This is a genomic window from Streptomyces himalayensis subsp. himalayensis (assembly GCF_013778455.1).
Lineage (GTDB): Bacteria > Actinomycetota > Actinomycetes > Streptomycetales > Streptomycetaceae > Streptomyces > Streptomyces himalayensis.
Genome location: NZ_JACEHE010000004.1, coordinates 214,482 through 229,489, shown reverse-complemented (window position 1 = coordinate 229,489; position 15,008 = coordinate 214,482). Strand labels below are relative to the sequence as shown.

13 protein-coding genes and 1 pseudogene are annotated in these 15,008 nt (G+C 67.6%); 8 read left to right on the top strand and 6 right to left on the bottom strand.

What is annotated here, in order from left to right; all coding sequences use genetic code 11:
• Positions 1–11 precede the first annotated feature (11 nt).
• Positions 12–1,319 carry an ABC transporter substrate-binding protein gene (locus tag H1D24_RS09315; RefSeq protein WP_181656937.1) on the bottom strand — a complete coding sequence of 436 codons (1,308 nt, stop codon included), beginning with the start codon at positions 1,317–1,319 and terminating at the stop codon, positions 12–14.
• 140 nt (positions 1,320–1,459) lie between these two features.
• Here H1D24_RS09315 and H1D24_RS09310 point away from each other — a divergent pair, with 140 nt between their 5' ends.
• Entirely contained in the window at positions 1,460–2,491 is a 1,032-nt protein-coding gene (locus H1D24_RS09310; protein ID WP_181656936.1) for a LacI family DNA-binding transcriptional regulator, read from the top strand.
• Between the two features lie 287 nt (positions 2,492–2,778).
• On the opposite strand, the pseudogene H1D24_RS09305 reads toward H1D24_RS09310, so the two are convergent.
• Positions 2,779–4,154: pseudogene (locus H1D24_RS09305) on the bottom strand (glycoside hydrolase family 10 protein).
• Positions 4,155–4,804: 650 nt separating this feature from the next.
• Positions 4,805–5,182 (bottom strand): hypothetical protein, encoded by a 378-nt coding sequence (locus H1D24_RS09300; RefSeq protein ID WP_181656935.1) that lies wholly within the window; start codon positions 5,180–5,182, stop codon positions 4,805–4,807.
• Between the two features lie 483 nt (positions 5,183–5,665).
• Here H1D24_RS09300 and H1D24_RS09295 point away from each other — a divergent pair, with 483 nt between their 5' ends.
• A complete protein-coding gene (locus H1D24_RS09295) occupies positions 5,666–6,298 on the top strand; it encodes an ArsR/SmtB family transcription factor (protein WP_181656934.1) in 633 nt (210 codons plus the stop codon).
• 99 nt (positions 6,299–6,397) lie between these two features.
• Here H1D24_RS09295 and grpE read toward each other — a convergent pair whose 3' ends face one another.
• Positions 6,398–7,120 carry a nucleotide exchange factor GrpE gene (gene grpE / locus H1D24_RS09290; protein ID WP_181656933.1) on the bottom strand — a complete coding sequence of 241 codons (723 nt, stop codon included), beginning with the start codon at positions 7,118–7,120 and terminating at the stop codon, positions 6,398–6,400.
• The gene (gene dnaK / locus H1D24_RS09285) at positions 7,117–9,009 is read right to left on the bottom strand and encodes a molecular chaperone DnaK (protein WP_181656932.1); all 1,893 of its coding nucleotides are present in this window, start codon (positions 9,007–9,009) and stop codon (positions 7,117–7,119) included. Before dnaK ends, grpE begins: the two co-directional genes overlap by 4 nt.
• A gap of 284 nt (positions 9,010–9,293) precedes the next feature.
• Here dnaK and H1D24_RS09280 point away from each other — a divergent pair, with 284 nt between their 5' ends.
• The 6 genes from H1D24_RS09280 (at position 9,294) to H1D24_RS09255 (ending at position 13,217) form a co-directional block, all read left to right on the top strand.
• Positions 9,294–10,721, top strand: coding sequence for a lipase maturation factor family protein (locus H1D24_RS09280; RefSeq protein ID WP_181656931.1), 1,428 nt, complete (start codon positions 9,294–9,296; stop codon positions 10,719–10,721).
• Between the two features lie 120 nt (positions 10,722–10,841).
• Positions 10,842–11,345 carry a J domain-containing protein gene (locus tag H1D24_RS09275; protein ID WP_309484260.1) on the top strand — a complete coding sequence of 168 codons (504 nt, stop codon included), beginning with the start codon at positions 10,842–10,844 and terminating at the stop codon, positions 11,343–11,345.
• 39 nt (positions 11,346–11,384) lie between these two features.
• On the top strand, positions 11,385–11,825 hold the full coding sequence (locus H1D24_RS09270; protein ID WP_181656930.1) for a hypothetical protein: 441 nt from the start codon (positions 11,385–11,387) through the stop codon (positions 11,823–11,825).
• Positions 11,826–11,882: 57 nt separating this feature from the next.
• On the top strand, positions 11,883–12,308 hold the full coding sequence (locus H1D24_RS09265) for an Hsp20/alpha crystallin family protein (protein WP_220136542.1): 426 nt from the start codon (positions 11,883–11,885) through the stop codon (positions 12,306–12,308).
• Between the two features lie 161 nt (positions 12,309–12,469).
• On the top strand, positions 12,470–12,847 hold the full coding sequence (locus H1D24_RS09260; protein ID WP_181656929.1) for an STAS domain-containing protein: 378 nt from the start codon (positions 12,470–12,472) through the stop codon (positions 12,845–12,847).
• Entirely contained in the window at positions 12,825–13,217 is a 393-nt protein-coding gene (locus tag H1D24_RS09255; protein WP_181656928.1) for a hypothetical protein, read from the top strand. Before H1D24_RS09260 ends, H1D24_RS09255 begins: the two co-directional genes overlap by 23 nt.
• A 133-nt stretch (positions 13,218–13,350) precedes the next feature.
• On the opposite strand, the gene H1D24_RS09250 is transcribed toward H1D24_RS09255, so the two are convergent.
• Entirely contained in the window at positions 13,351–14,829 is a 1,479-nt protein-coding gene (locus H1D24_RS09250; RefSeq protein ID WP_181656927.1) for a glutamate-cysteine ligase family protein, read from the bottom strand.
• Positions 14,830–15,008 lie beyond the last annotated feature (179 nt).

The window sequence follows — 15,008 nt, the reverse complement described above, 5'->3', positions numbered from 1 at the left end:
GGAAGTCCGGCTCACGACGTCGGCAGGGCCTGCATGGCCTTGATGAAGCCGTCCGCGTCGAGCTGCCCGTTGAAGAACTGCTGGATGGCGGTGTGCATCGCATCGGCCGCGGACTGCGGGTACGCCTGGTCCCACGACAGCTGGAACGACGGGGCCTTCTTGACCAGGTCGAACTGGAACTTCGAGTACTCCGGGCTGGCGGAGGTGTCCAGGAACTTCTCGGTGTTGGTGGTCGTGGGCAGGTTGCCGATGCCCAGCTGCGCCTTCACGAACTTGTCCGAGTACATGAGCTTCAGGAAGTCGGCGACAGCCTCCGGGTGCTTCGTCTTCTTCAGCACCGAGTAGAAGTTGTTGGTGTTGCCGACGACGTTGGCCGGGTCACCCTTGCCGCCCTCGATGGTGGGGAAGGTCGTGTACCCGAGGCCGTCCTTGGCGAACTCAGGGTTGTCGGTCTGGTGCTGGGAGTACTCCCACGAGCCCATCAGCTCGAACGCGGCCTTGCCCTTTGCCAGCAGCGTCACGGAGCCTTGGTCGGTGTACTTGACCGAGTCGAAGTTCTTGCCGAACGCGCCGGTGTCGACGAGCTCCTTGAGCATCGACAGCGCCTTCTTGCTGTCTGCGCTGGCCCAGGCCTCCTTGTCGCCGCCCAGCGCCTTCTCGAACAGCTCGGGGCCCGCGACGCGGTCGTAGACGTACTCGAACCACATCAGAGTCGGCCACTTGTCGCCACCGCCGAGGGCGATGGGGGTCGTCACACCCTTGTCCTTCAGGGTCTTGACCACGTCCAGCAGCTCGTCCCAGGTCTTGGGCGGCTCGACACCCGCGTCCTTGAGCACATTTCCGTTGTTGAACAAAATGACCGGCTGGGTGCCGCGCATGGGCACGCCGTAGGACTTGCCGTCGACCACGGCGGCGTTGAACACCGACGGCAGGAAGTTCGACTGCAGGCCCGAGTCCTTGGCGATGAAGTCGTCGAGCGGCAGAAGGAGGCCCGCGTCGACGAACGGCTTGATGCTGCCGCCGCCCCAGTTGAAGAAGACGTCGGGGGCCTGGTCCGTGTTGATGATCGTCTGCAGCTTCTGCTGGTAGTTGGCACCGGGGATGGTGTCCAGCACCGCCTTGACCTTCGAGGTCTTGTTGAATTCCGCGACGATCTGCTTCTCCACCTTGTTGGCGGAGTCACCGTAGACCAGGACGTGGATCTTTCCCCCGTCCCCGCCCCCGGACGAGTCGCCCGAGCCGCACGCCGACAGCGAAAGCCCGAGGGCGAGTGCTGCACCGGCGGCTGCGGCACGTGGAAACCATGCCCGCTTCTTCATCGAAGCCCCTCCGAAAAGTATCGAGCCCAACACCGAAATGTGTTGTGCGCGGTGTGACGCTAGGCCTCGACTCCAGGGGGGTCAACCCCCGGTCATCGGGTTACCAAAGCGTTACCGGCCTGTCGTGTCCGGGCTGACGTATGCTGCAGCTCATGCGTGATGACGACGAGACGGGGCGCGTCACCCTCGCCCAGATCGCCGAAAAGGCGGAGGTCTCCATTTCGACAGTTTCGAAGGTCCTCAACGGCCGCCAGGACGTGTCGCCGCCGACGAGGGTCAAGGTCGAGCGCCTGCTGGAGACCCACGGCTACCGGCGGACTCCGAAGTCCGCCGGTGAGGCACCGCTCATCGAGATCGTCTTCCACGAGCTCGACAGCATCTGGGCCATGGAGCTGATCCGGGGAGTGGAGAACGTCGCCGTGGCGAACGACGCGAGCGTGGTGCTCACCGAGAGCGGCACCCGGCACGCGCCGACCCCCGACTGGATCGAGAAGGTCCTGCGGCGTCGCCCGCTCGGGGTGATCCTGGTGTTCTCGTCCCTGCCGCTGGAGTTCAAGCAGCAACTGCGGTCACGGGCCATCCCGTTCGTCATAGTCGACCCGGCCGGCGACCCGGAACCCGACGTGCCCTCCGTGGGCTCGGCCAACTGGTCCGGCGGACTGGCCGCGACACGTCATCTGATCGAGAACGGGCATCGGCGCATCGGGGTCATCACCGGTCCCGAGGACATGATGTGCTCGCTTGCCCGGCTCGACGGCTTCCGTTCCGCCATGAGCATGGCCGGACTGGACATCGACCCGGAGCTCATCGCCTTCGGCGACTTCCACGTAGAGGGCGGCTACTCCCAGGCAATGGACCTGCTGCAACGGCCTGACCGACCCACCGCAATCTTCGCGGGCAGCGACCTTCAGGCTCTCGGTGTGCTGGAAGCGGCGCGGGTCAACGGACTGCGCATTCCGCATGACCTGTCGGTCGTCGGTTACGACGACGTCCCCCTCGCACAATGGACCAGCCCCGCGCTGACGACCGTGCACCAGCCACTGCAGAAGATGGCCGAGGAGGCGGCGCAGATGCTGCTGCGGCTCAGGACCGGCGAGCCCACCATCACGCGTCTGGAGCTGGCCACCAGCCTGGTCGTCAGGAAGAGTACGGCCCCTCCCCCGCGCTCGTAAAAGAGGTGCTCACAAAATGGGAGTCCGATCAGCTCGAGGCGCCTGGTGCGTGCGATCGCAAGGCGCCGGAAGACCCTCGTAGCGGAGCTACTAGGGTGTTTCGGCAACGCGGCGAGCGTGCGTGCCAGGCGCCTCGAGCCGGGCGCCCATTTTGTGAGCACCTCTAAGTCCGCGCAGGCGACCGTCGGCCTCGGGACGGGCCCGAGCCGACCGCAAACGTGGGCGACGACGAAGCGAGCGCGGTGATCAAGGACCACCGCGCTAGCGCGTTCATCGGCTGACGTTCGTCAGGAGGCGGTGCACGCACCGATGACGGGTGCCGACGTGTTGCCGTTCGTCATGACGGTGAACCCGAAGCTCGTCGAGGCACCGGCTGCCAGACTGCCGTTGCCGTTCGGCTTCATCGTCATCACGTTGCCGCTGCTGTCCCACGTGGGAGTGCCGTTCCACGTCGTGGAGATCTTCTGCGGCGAGGTCACGGCGACGGTCACGGTCCAGTTGGTGATCGCGGAACTGCCCGCGGTGATCGTCACCTTGCCGTTGAAGCGGTCGCCCCACTCTTCGGCCTTGCTGTAGGTGGCGGTGCAGGTTGCGCCGCTGCCACCGCCTGAGCTGGAGCCGCCGAGCGCGGTGATGACGGCGGTGTACGCGGGCTTCTTGACGTAGTTGCTGTCGAAGAGCAGCGGTGTCCCGCTGGCACGCCAGGAGTACTTGTCCGTCACACCCCATACGGTGATGCCGGTGCAGCGCGAGACGGCCAGGCAGGCCTTGACCACGCTGCTGTAGCTGTTCGCCTGCGCCGTCCCGGAGCCCTCGATGTCCAGCTCGGTGATCTGCACGTCCACGCCGAGGTCGGCGAAGCGCTGCAGGTTCGCCTGGTAGTCGGACGGCACCGGGGAAGCGCTGTTGAAGTGCGACTGGAAGCCGACGCAGTCGATCGGAACGCCGCGCGCCTTGAAGTCCTTGACCATGTTGTACACCGCGGTGCTCTTCGCGTTCACACCGTCGGTGTTGTAGTCGTTGTAGCAGAGCTTGGCATTGGGGTCGGCGGCACGGGCGGTGCGGAAGGCCTCCTCGATGAAGCCGTTGCCGAGCTTGTCCTGGAACGGCGAGCTGCGCCGCGCACCGCTGCTGCCGTCCTGGAACGCCTCGTTGACCACGTCCCAGGAGTGGATCTTGCCCTTGTAGTGCGTCATCACCTGGGTGATGTGGTTGTTCATCGCCGAACGCAGGTCGGTGGCGCCGAGGCTGCTCACCCAGCTGGGCAGCTGGGAGTGCCACACCAGGGTGTGACCGCGGACCTTCATTCCTCTGCTCTGGGCGTGGCTGACGATCCTGTCGGCCGAGGTGTAGGTGAACGAGTTCCGCGTCGCCTCCAGGGCGTCCCACTTCATCTCGTTCTCCGGTGTCACGGAGTTGAACTCGGTGTTCAGCGTGGAGACGTACTGCGACTCTCCCAGGTGACTGGCGGCGACAGCGGTGCCGAAGTACCGGCCCTTCTCGGCCGCCGCGGCGCCGAGCGTGCTCGCGGCGCCGGCGCTGCCCGACAGGGTGACGACGCCGGCCGCGGCGAGGAGACCGCCACCCCCAGAGTGACCGCCTTTCGGGCACGCGACCGCCGTGGCGGGCGGCCCGACTCGCGGCCATGGGTTGCAATGATCATGTCAACCTCTTCTTTTCGAGTGCCGGACAGGGCAGGCCGCCCGGGCATTGCGGAATGACGCCATGCGGGGAGCCGCGCATCCGGGGCATGACGCATTCGTGACGCGGGAGCCGCATGGCGAGAGGTGGAACGAACGGTGGCGAGTTTGGCAGCCACTCCCTGCAACGTCAACGCCAAGTTTCAGAAAGATTTCGACGCCGGAAACGCGTCAGCCCGTCTCACGCATCGCCACTCTGACCAGCAGAAACGCGACCTATCCAGAGGAGGAGTGGCGTGGGGGCCAGATCTCGCTACACATCGTCGAGCGGAGAGTTACGGCAATTCCGCGAAACAGTTGACGTAGAGTCACCGAAACATCTCTCCGCATGCGACGCAATGGGCGTCGCGTGTGACGCCCAATCATAACAACGGCCGTCGAAGCGACGGCTTCGCCCCATCTATCCCACACCCAGGCCTGCAGTCGTCTACGAAATGTTTCGAAATCTGGGCCCATTCGGATGGATGCGGACGGTGCCACGCCAGGAGCGGCTGAGACTGACGGGCAGGACAGGCAGTCCTCAGGCAGTCCTCCATTGCGTGGCCATGTGACTCGGCCCCCGGCATGAGGGACGGGCCCCGGCTCACAGAGCCCGGGACCCGTCGCGGTGCCCTTAGTGGCCGCCGCCGCCACCGCCGCCGTGGCCGCCACCGCCACCGCCGCCGTGGCCGCCGCCACCGCCGTGACCGCCGCCACCGCCGTGACCGCCACCGTCATGGCCGCCGCCGTGGCCGCCACCGTTATGGCCGCCGTAGCCACCGTCATGACCGCCGTAGCGGCCGTCATGGCCGTTGTCGTCATCGTCGTCGTAGTTGCTCCAGTAGCCGCCCCACTTGTCGTGGTCGTTGTCGTCGTCGCGGTCGGAGTAACCCGAGTCTCGATGCGAATCCGAGTCAACGGCGCTGGCGACGCCGGCGCCGGTGAACGCCAGGGCGACCGCGGCGAACAGCGCGGCAGCCAGGCGCCCGAACCTGGACAGGATTGCACTCATGATGCTTGCCTCTCAGGGGGAAATGGATTGTCGCTGATCCCGGAACATCCAGGTCCAGCTCGCATCCGGCCCTCCACAGGGACCTGACGCGTGGGACGCGCTCGCGGCCCTCTCCGGCTTCCCGCCCAGCGTGCAGGCGACGGCCACGCCACCTGATGTGCGGCTACTGGGCGTGTGACTCAACCACCGGACCCTCGCGGCTCGCCGACGTGTTGCGGCAGGCCGAGCTTCCGCGACGCCACCCCTCCGACCGGACCGCGGCAACTCGGTCACGATGCCGACCGGCCTTCGAGGCTTCGTACGGCCTTGATATCAAGCCCTGCGAATCCCTCGTGTCCTCACGCTAGGCAGATAACCGGCAAAACGTCAACTAATGCAGAAACCAGCACAAAAGGGATGACGCCGCGACGGGCGATTCCACGTCAGATTCATCCCCGTTGTGGCCTGATTGAGAAGATTTCTTTGCATTGATACCTTCTCGTCATGCACGAGACTCAGCGGCGTGAAGTCTCGGACGCCAAGGCGCTCAAGGGACTGGCCCACCCCCTCCGGCAGCAGATGCTCGCCCGGCTGCAGCGCAACGGCCCGGCCACCTCCGCCGACCTGGCCGCCGAGTTCGGCGCAGACCGCGGTGCCACCAGCTATCACCTGCGCCAACTCGCCCGGTTCGGATTCATCCAGGAGGACACGGCCCGATCGACCGGTCGCCGTAAGTACTGGCGTGCCGCGCCCGAGGATGTCCGGCTCCCCCACCACGCGGCGAACGCCGAGGCCGAAGCCACGGCCCAGGAGATCGGGCACCAGTGCTGGGAGCGCGCGGAACACGACCTGACCGCCTTCCTGACCACTCCCGGCGCGTTCGGTGAGTTCGGCGCCGCCGCCCTGCACTCGCTGGGCGGCACGACGCTGACCGCCGAAGAACTGGCCCGGTTCACGGATGAGTACATCGCGTTTCTCACTCGCTGGCACCGCGAACCCGATCAGGGTTCACCCGGCAGTCGGCACATCACCGTGCTGTTCAACGCGTTCCCGACGCCCGACGACAGCGACCGGCAACGGTTGTCTCCCCACGGACCGGCGTCCGACGCCGACGCGCGTCAGTCCCAGTCCCCCTGAGGCATCAGCGACTTGGAGGACCTGTGCGGGGGTCAGGTCGCCCAACGCCGACGCACGTCACCGAGCGGCCAGGACGCCTCCTGCTCTCCTGACTGACCGTCAGTTTTCAGTGTTGATGGGAGGTTCCGGCGCTGGTTCGGCCACGGTGACCTGGGCAGGACGCAGCAGGTGACCGCCGACGCGGTAGCCCGGGCGGTGGACGGCGGCACAGGTGGGCCGGTCTACCCGGTCCGAGGGGTCGTAGGCGACGGCCTCGTGCAGGGCAGGGTCGAAGAGCTCCCCCGCACGACCGAAGGACTCCAGGCCCAGCGCCGCCAGTTGGCGCTGAAGCGCAGCGGTGACCTGCCTGAAGCCGCCCGTCACTTCGCCGGCCTCGTCGGCGTGCTGGACCGCGTCGAGTACGGGCAGGAGCCCGGCGAGCACGTTGGCCACGGCGATCTCGCGGACGGCCAGGCGATCGCGCTGCACGCGCTTGCGGTAGTTGTCGTACTCGGCCTTCAGTCGCTGCAGATCCGCGGTGCGCTCCTGAAGCTGTGCACGCAGCACCTCGGTTTCCGTCCGCTCCTCCTGCTCAGTCCCTTTCGGCTGCTCCTTCGCCTCCGTCCGCCCACCCGGCTGCGGATGCGCAGGGCCGGCGGCTCGGCTCTGGGCAGGGCGCTCGGACTCCCCGCCGTTGCGGCCGGGGCCGACGGGGGGCGCCAGTTCGGCGGATACGCCGTCGGCGCCCCCGTACCGGGGCTGAAGGGTGACCGGATCGATGCGCCGCTTGTCCCGGACGAGCACCAGCCGGTCCTTGGACTGGTGATCGTGCGGCTGGTTCATCCCGTGCCTCCCTTCGAATGCTGCTCGTCATCGACGATCTCGGCGTCGACGACGTCCTCTTCCGTGCCCGTCGCCCCCGTGCTCCGGGCCCCGCCCTGGGCCTCGGACGCCTGGCCCTGGGCCGCCTGGGCCTGGGCGTACATCGCGCTGCCGATCTTCTGCGCGGCCGCCGCCGCCTTCTCGGTGGCCGTGCGGATCGCTGCTGTATTGTCACCTTCGGCGGACTCGCCCTTGAGCTTCTCCTTCAGCTCGGCCAGCGCGGTCTCGGTCTCGGCCTTGACGTCGTCCGGGATCTTGCCCGGGTTGTCCCTGATCAGCCGCTCGGTCTGGTAGACGAGCTGTTCGGCCTGGTTGCGGGTCTCGGCGGCCTCACGCCTGCGGCGGTCCTCCTCGGCGTGCTGCTCCGCCTCCCGGACCATGCGGTCGATGTCGTCCTTGGGCAGCGCGGAGCCACCGGTGACGGTCATCTTCTGCTCCCTGCCGGTACCCAGATCCTTGGCCGACACATGCATGATGCCGTTGGCGTCGATGTCGAAGGCGACCTCGATCTGCGGAATTCCGCGGGGCGCCGGCGGCAGACCGGTCAGCTCGAACATGCCGAGCTTCTTGTTGTACGCCGCGATCTCCCGCTCGCCCTGGAACACCTGGATCTGCACGGACGGCTGGTTGTCCTCGGCCGTGGTGAAGATCTCCGACCGCTTGGTCGGGATGGTCGTGTTCCGCTCGATGAGCTTGGTCATGATGCCGCCCTTGGTCTCGATACCGAGCGACAGCGGGGTGACGTCCAGCAGCAGGACGTCCTTGACCTCGCCCTTGAGCACACCCGCCTGCAGCGCGGCACCGACGGCCACGACCTCGTCCGGGTTGACGCCCTTGTGCGGATCCTTGCCGGTCAGTTCCCTCACCAGCTCCGTCACCGCCGGCATCCGGGTCGAACCGCCCACGAGGATCACGTGGTTGATGTCCGAGAGCTTGATCCCGGCGTCCTTGACCGCGTTGTGGAACGGGGTCTTGCAGCGCTCCAGCAGATCGGCGGTCAGCTGCTGGAACTGGGCGCGCGTGAGCTTCTCGTCCAGGTGGAGCGGGCCCTCAGCCGAGGCGCTGATGTAGGGCAGGTTGACGGTGGTCTCGGTGGCCGCGGACAGCTCGATCTTCGCCTTCTCGGCGGCCTCCCGGAGCCGCTGGACGGCCATCTTGTCCTTGAACAGGTCGACGCCGTAGTTGTTCTTGAACTGCTTGGCCAGGTATTCGACGATCCGCTGGTCCCAGTCGTCACCACCGAGGTGCGTGTCGCCGTTGGTGGCCTTGACCTCGACCACGCCCTCACCGATCTCGAGCAGTGACACGTCGAAAGTGCCGCCGCCCAGGTCGAAGACCAGGATCGTCTGGTCGTTCTCCTTGTCCAGCCCATACGCCAGCGCGGCGGCGGTCGGCTCGTTGATGATCCGCAGCACCTTCAGCCCGGCGATCTCGCCCGCCTCCTTGGTGGCGGTGCGCTGGGCGTCGTTGAAGTACGCGGGCACGGTGATCACCGCGTCCGTCACATCCTCGCCGAGGTACGCCTCCGCGTCCCGCTTGAGCTTTTGCAGTACTCGGGCCGAGATCTCCTGAGCGGTGTACCTCTTGCCGTCGATGCTTCCGGTCCCCGGGAAACGCCACTGTGCGTCGCCCATGTGGCGCTTCACCGACCGGGCGGTGCGCTCCACGTTCGTGACCGCCTGGCGCTTGGCGATCTCGCCCACCAGCACGTCGCCGCCCTTGGCGAAGCCCACGACCGATGGCGTGGTCCTGGCGCCCTCGGTATTGGTGATGACGGTGGGCTCTCCACCCTCCAGCACGCTCACCACGGAGTTCGTCGTACCGAGGTCAATACCGACTGCCCGTGCCATGTCAGATCTCCCTCCTCCGCTCCCCTGCGGCACGTAGACCCTCTTCAACACCGTGGTAAACCTTGAGTCTCCTCAAGTCAAGAATCCTTAGCGAGACCTGGGGGCGCTGGAACGAGGCGGGCGTATCCCGGTGGCCTTGGCCTGCGCTGCCGGCGCGCATTCGGGGAGCGTGTACGGCCGGCGCACGGGGTACCCGGTGTGGCGACATGCCCATGTGAACGCTGTCGTCCTTTGCGGGCGGTGGCTGGGCCCGGGGGCCGCGGTGCCGCTCCAGGAGGAGTGCTGTGGAGTGGTTCACGGACGCGGACTACTGGCTGGGCAGGCTCGGCTTTCAGCGCGGCCTGGCCGCCTTGTACTTCGTCGGGTTTCTGAGCACGGTCAACCAGTTCCGGGCTCTGATCGGTGAGCGCGGTCTGCTCCCTGTGCCCCGTTACGTGGCGACCGTTCCCTTCCGGCAGTCGCCCAGCATCTTCCACCTCCACTACTCGGACAGATTCTTCGCGCTGGTCGCCTGGACGGGCGTGGTGCTCTCCGCCGCACTGGCCGCGGGGGCGGGCGACCGCGTCCCCCTGTGGGCGTCGATGCTGATGTGGGCGGCCCTCTGGGTGATGTACCTGTCGATCGTCAACGTCGGGCAGACGTGGTACGCGTTCATGTGGGAATCGCTGCTGCTCGAGGCCGGCTTTCTGGCGATCTTCCTGGGCAACGAGCGCACGGCGCCGCCGGTCCTGGTGCTGTGGCTGCTGCGCTGGCTGCTGTTCCGGCTGGAATTCGGCGCCGGGCTGATCAAGATCCGCGGCGACCCGTGCTGGCGCGATCTGACCTGCCTCTACTACCACCACGAGACTCAGCCGATGCCCGGCCCGCTCAGCTGGCTCTTCCACCGCCTGCCCCGGCCGGCGCACCGGGTGGAGGTCGCGGCCAACCACATCGCGCAGCTCGGCGCTCCCGTCGCGCTGCTCACTCCTCAGCCGATCGCCAGTGTGGCGGCCGGGGTCATCATCCTCACGCAGCTCTGGCTGGTCGCTTCCGGCAACTTCGCATGGCTGAACTGGCTGACCATCGTGCTCGCGCTGCCCGCGATCGACGGAGGGTACGCCGCAGAGGTCCTGCCGCTCCCCGAGCCTCCCGCATTCGCGGCCACACCGGCGTGGTACGAAGGCGTGGTGATCGCCGTCACCGCACTGGTGGCCGTGCTCAGCTACTGGCCGGTCCGCAATCTGCTCTCGCGCCGGCAGCTGATGAACTTCTCCTTCAACCCCCTCCACCTGGTCAACACCTACGGAGCCTTCGGCAGCATCGGCCGGGTCCGCTACGAGGTGGTGATCGAGGGCACGGACGAGCCGGAGATCACCGACAGCACCGTGTGGAAGGAGTACGGCTTCAAGGGCAAGCCGGGCGGCGTGCGCCGCCTGCCGCCGCAGGTGGCCCCGTACCACCTGCGGCTCGACTGGCAGATGTGGTTCGCCGCGCTCTCACCCATCTACGCGCTGTCCTGGTTCGCACCGTTCATCGGGCGACTTCTCGACAATGACCGGGCCACCCTCGGACTCCTGCGCAGCAACCCCTTCCCCGCGTCGCCACCCACCTACATCCGCGCCCAGCTCTACAGCTACCGCTTCACCGACCGGCATGGGCTGCGCAAGAACCGCGCCTGGTGGGACCGCACGCTGGTGGGCAGCTACCTTCCACCGGTGACCAAGGCGCCCTGACGGTTCCTTCCTCCCTGTTCGTTCTTGACAAGGGATTGAGCAGGATCTATGCACATGTGTCGAGAGGGTTTTCTCCCTGTTTGCCAGTAGAGCGCCATTCGCCAGTGGAGCGTTCGGGAGGTGAGCCCAGTGGCGGGCCGCGCGACGCCTCACCCCCAGCGGGACCTCTATGCGGTGCTCGGTGTGGAGCCGACCGCTTCGGGCGGCCAGATCACATCGGCGTACCGCAAGCTCGTCCGCGCACTGCACCCAGACGCCAATCCGGGGCAGGAGGCCACAGGCGAACGTTTCGCCGAGGTGGTGTCCGCCTACGGCACGCTCCGCGATCCCGTCCTGCGGGAGGCCTACGATGCCGAACGCTCCCCCACTTCCGTGCGCAGTGCCACGAACGGCCCGCAAGGACGCCGCGGCCGGCCGGTCAGGATTTCCGTCAGAGTCAGGACGGCCGAGGCCCCGGGAGCGGCGGACGCGGCCATGGATCGGCCGGGGCGCGGGGCGCCACGCGCCGAGCCGTCGTGGATCTGGTCCCGCCGGACGGAGTGGCCGTACGACGAGGAAGGCGCACCCGGGTCGAGCCTCTCCGACCCTTGGGATCTGTTGTGGCAGTGGATCATGCGGTGGTGAGGGGAACGTCCCTGCCCGTGAAGCCAGGGGGTGTCACAGGTGGCACGGCTGCAGGTCAAGGGCGACGAACTGGTGGTGCGCCTGTCCGTGATGGAGAGGCTCTGCGCGCGTCGGCGACATGTCCGGGTGCCCTTGGCCGCCGTGGAGAACGTCGTCGTGACCCACGACTGGTGGCGTGCACTGCGTGGGGAGCCCGAGGCGGCCGTGTGGTTGCCGGGGACGTGTTTCGTGGGTGTACGCAGGCATCCTCAGGGGCGTGACTTCGCCGTCATGCGGATGCCCAGGCCGGTGGTGAGCGTGGATCTGAGACCGCCGTCGCCCTTCGCTCGCCTCGTGGTGTCGGACCCCTATCCCGAGGCCACGGCTTCCGCCATCCGCGCCGCCGTACGGGACTCGGAAACCTCCGCGGTCGGCGCAGGCACCTGCCAACCTGAAACAGGGATTGTCAATATGTCCGGAAAGAGGTATATGAACCGCTAGAGCAGACAGCCGGAAGGCGTTGACATCAGGCACGGCACAAGGAGAGGGGTGTGACCGATGGTGCTGATGCGTACCGATCCCTTCCGCGAACTCGATCGACTGACGCAGCAGGTCCTGGGAACGGTCGCCAGGCCCGCCCTCATTCCGATGGACGCCTACAGGCACGAAGGCGCCCTGCTGGTGCACTTGGATCTGCCCGGCGTGGATCCGGACTCCATCGACCTGAGCCTCGAGCAGAACGTCCTGACCGTGCAGGCGGAGCGCCGTGCTCCCGACACGGAGGGCGTCGAGATGGTCGTGGACGAACGGCCGCACGGTGTGTTCAGCCGGCAGCTGTTCCTGGGCGAGACACTGTCGCTCGATCAGGTCGAGGCGCACTATGACGCCGGCGTCCTGACCGTCCGTATCCCGGAGGCCGAGCCGGCCAAACCTCGCAAGATCGAGATCAGCCGCGGTGACGAGGCCAAGGAGATCGCCGGCTGATCGCGTCGGTCGCGAACCCAGGGACCATCCACCTGCGCGCCCGGGCGCGCGGGTGGAGCCGCGGGGCTCACGGTGAGTGGAGCCCGCAGGGTCACAAGGAGGCGAGGAGCCGCGGGCCTACGTTCCGCCTTCCGCCGTTCAGGGGTGAGGGAGGGCAAGTAATGGAGCCACTGAGGGTTTCCTCCCAACGGCGAGACGCATGGGAGGTCGTCGAGGTCACGGGCGAGATCGACATCACCACCCGGGACGAGCTGGGCGACCACCTCGACGACGTGATCGCAGCCCACAATCCGGCGAGGGTCATCGTGGACTTCTCCGACCTGGACTTCTGCGACGCCAGCGGTCTGAGCGTGCTCGTCGCCGCCGCCCACGAGGCCCGGCAACGCCACGGGCAGCTTCGTCTGGTCTGCCCGGAGGGACCGATCAGGCGCCTGCTGCGCATCACCGAACTGACGACGATCATTCCCGTATACGACACCGTCACGCAGGCCATGTTCCCGTCAAGGAGGGGAGCCGATGATTACCGAACTGGCCCTTGAGCGAGTGGAGTTCACGTGCGGCCACTGCTGGTACCGGTGGAGCGCCGACTACGACGTGCAGCACTACCGGGACGACGACGGGGAGGAATGGGAGTACTTCACCCGCGACGGGATCGCCGCGACGTCCCCCTACGAGCCCCAGGGCGCGCCGCCCTGCCCGCTGTGCGGCCGCCGCTGGGTCGGCCGCCTCACCGCACGCAGGCCCGTGCCCGTCCCGCCGGGCGCGGCCGATGCGCCCCGTCAGAAGATCACGGGACTCGATGAGTACCGCGCCGAGCGGCACGGTGCCCCGCTGCTCGGTGCGGCATCCCACGAGCAGCCGGAACAGCCGGCTCCGTCCTCGAGCGGCCAGGTACCGGCCGATCGCTAGCCGAGCGGACGCCGCCGCCGGAACCGCCGGTCCTCGGTCGGTTTCCGGTGGCGGCTTCGTTCGACTGGACGCTTGTGATGCCGCCGAGCACAGCAGGCGTCCCTCACCTCGCAGGAGCGGCCGCGGCATGCCCTCAGTCGACCGGCCAGGTGTGGACGGGTGCGTTCAGGTGCATGTAGTCGATGTACTGCTGGGTCATCCGCCGCAGCGCTTCATGGTGGCCGACGTGCGATGAGGCGTCGATCCGGTGGTACATCTCCTTCTGCCACACCGCGCCGTTGCGCCCGGTGACGCACCGTTGCTCGATGATGCCCAGCAGCGGCTCGCGCCAGGCCGCGTCCATTCCCGAGAGCTCGAGCCCCCGGTGCGCGAGCGGCAGCAGGCGCCTCAGAACGAGTTCGGGCACCGGCACTTCGCCCATTCCGGGCCAGTACAGCCGTGCGTCGATGCCGTGACGTGCCGCCGTGTGGAGATTGTCCTCGGCGGCCGAGAACGACATCCGGGACCAGACCGGCCGGTCCTCCTCCACCAGGGCGCGGGTGAGCCCGTAGTAGAAGGCGCCGTTGGAGAGGGTGTCGGCGACCGTCGGGCCGGCGGGGAGCACGCGGTTCTCCACCCGCAGATGCGGTTTGTCGTGCGCGACCGCGTACACCGGGCGGTTCCAGCGGTAGATCGTGCCGTTGTGCAGGGTCAGCTCGGCCAGCTCGGGGATGTCTCCGCCCTCCAGCGTCTCCTTGGGGTGCTGGTCGTCGCAGATGGGCAGCAGCGCCGGGAAGTAGCGGACGTTCTCCTCGAAGAGGTCGAAGACGCTGGTGATCCATCGCTCGCCGAACCACACCCGGGGCCGCACACCCTGCACCTTGATCTCCTCCGGGCGGGTGTCGGTGGCCTGCTCGAACAGGGTGATGCGGGTTTCGTCCCAGAGCTCCTTGCCGAACAGGAACGGCGAGTTGGCGGCCAGCGCGACCTGGACCCCCGCGATCGCCTGTGCCGCGTTCCAGTAGCCGGCGAACTCGTCCGGGGACACCTGCAGGTGGAACTGGGTGCTGGTGCACGCGGCCTCGGGGGTGATGGTGTCCGCGTAGGTCCGCAGCCGGTCCACCCCGTCCACCTCGATCCGCAGATCCTCGCCGCGGGCGGCGAACACCTGCTCGTTCAGCAGCCGATAGCGGGGGTTCTCGGACAGCGCCGACTCGCCGACGTCCGCCTGGCGCAGCGTGGGCAGGATGCCGACCATGATCAGATGTGCGCCGACCGTCGCAGCGCGTTCGTCTGCGTGGTTGAGGGCGCCGCGGATCTCGCCCTCCCAGGCGTCGGGCCCGCCGGCCGTCAGCCGCCGCGGCGGAATGTTGATCTCCAGATTGAACCGCCCCAGCTCCGTGGACCAGGCGGGATCGGCGATCGCCTCGAGCACATCGCTGTTGCGCATCGCCGGCTCGGCCTCGGCGTCCACGAGATTGAGCTCGATCTCCAGGCCCACCTGGGGCCGCTCCGACTCGAACCGTGACTCACGCAGCATCTGCGCGAACGCGTCGAGGCACTCCTGCATCTTCATGCGGTACCGGCGGCGGTCCTCACGCGTGAACACCAGCGCCGGGACGTCCCGTCCCATCGGCCCTCCCGAGTCTCCTCGGCGGACACGTCACTACCAGACCAGAATCCCACCGCCCGGCAGCACTGACGAGGCGGAGCCGCGTGCCCCTCACTTAGGCACAGCCGGGCAGGGATTGCGGCCACAGCGAAGCGGACACCGGTGCGATGCCATGGGTGCCATGCCCTCCAGGGCGACGG

What these genes read in the sequence shown, in the direction of transcription:
- grpE (WP_181656933.1), bottom strand. Translation starts at nt 7,120, where the DNA reads ATGAACCAGCCGCACGATCACCAGTCCAAGGACCGGCTGGTGCTCGTC.
- H1D24_RS09250 (WP_181656927.1), bottom strand. Translation starts at nt 14,829, where the DNA reads ATGGGACGGGACGTCCCGGCGCTGGTGTTCACGCGTGAGGACCGCCGC.
- dnaK (WP_181656932.1), bottom strand. Translation starts at nt 9,009, where the DNA reads ATGGCACGGGCAGTCGGTATTGACCTCGGTACGACGAACTCCGTGGTG.
- H1D24_RS09315 (WP_181656937.1), bottom strand. Translation starts at nt 1,319, where the DNA reads ATGAAGAAGCGGGCATGGTTTCCACGTGCCGCAGCCGCCGGTGCAGCA.
- H1D24_RS09255 (WP_181656928.1), top strand. Translation starts at nt 12,825, where the DNA reads ATGATTACCGAACTGGCCCTTGAGCGAGTGGAGTTCACGTGCGGCCAC.
- H1D24_RS09295 (WP_181656934.1), top strand. Translation starts at nt 5,666, where the DNA reads ATGCACGAGACTCAGCGGCGTGAAGTCTCGGACGCCAAGGCGCTCAAG.
- H1D24_RS09265 (WP_220136542.1), top strand. Translation starts at nt 11,883, where the DNA reads ATGGTGCTGATGCGTACCGATCCCTTCCGCGAACTCGATCGACTGACG.
- H1D24_RS09260 (WP_181656929.1), top strand. Translation starts at nt 12,470, where the DNA reads ATGGAGCCACTGAGGGTTTCCTCCCAACGGCGAGACGCATGGGAGGTC.
- H1D24_RS09310 (WP_181656936.1), top strand. Translation starts at nt 1,460, where the DNA reads ATGCTGCAGCTCATGCGTGATGACGACGAGACGGGGCGCGTCACCCTC.
- H1D24_RS09300 (WP_181656935.1), bottom strand. Translation starts at nt 5,182, where the DNA reads ATGAGTGCAATCCTGTCCAGGTTCGGGCGCCTGGCTGCCGCGCTGTTC.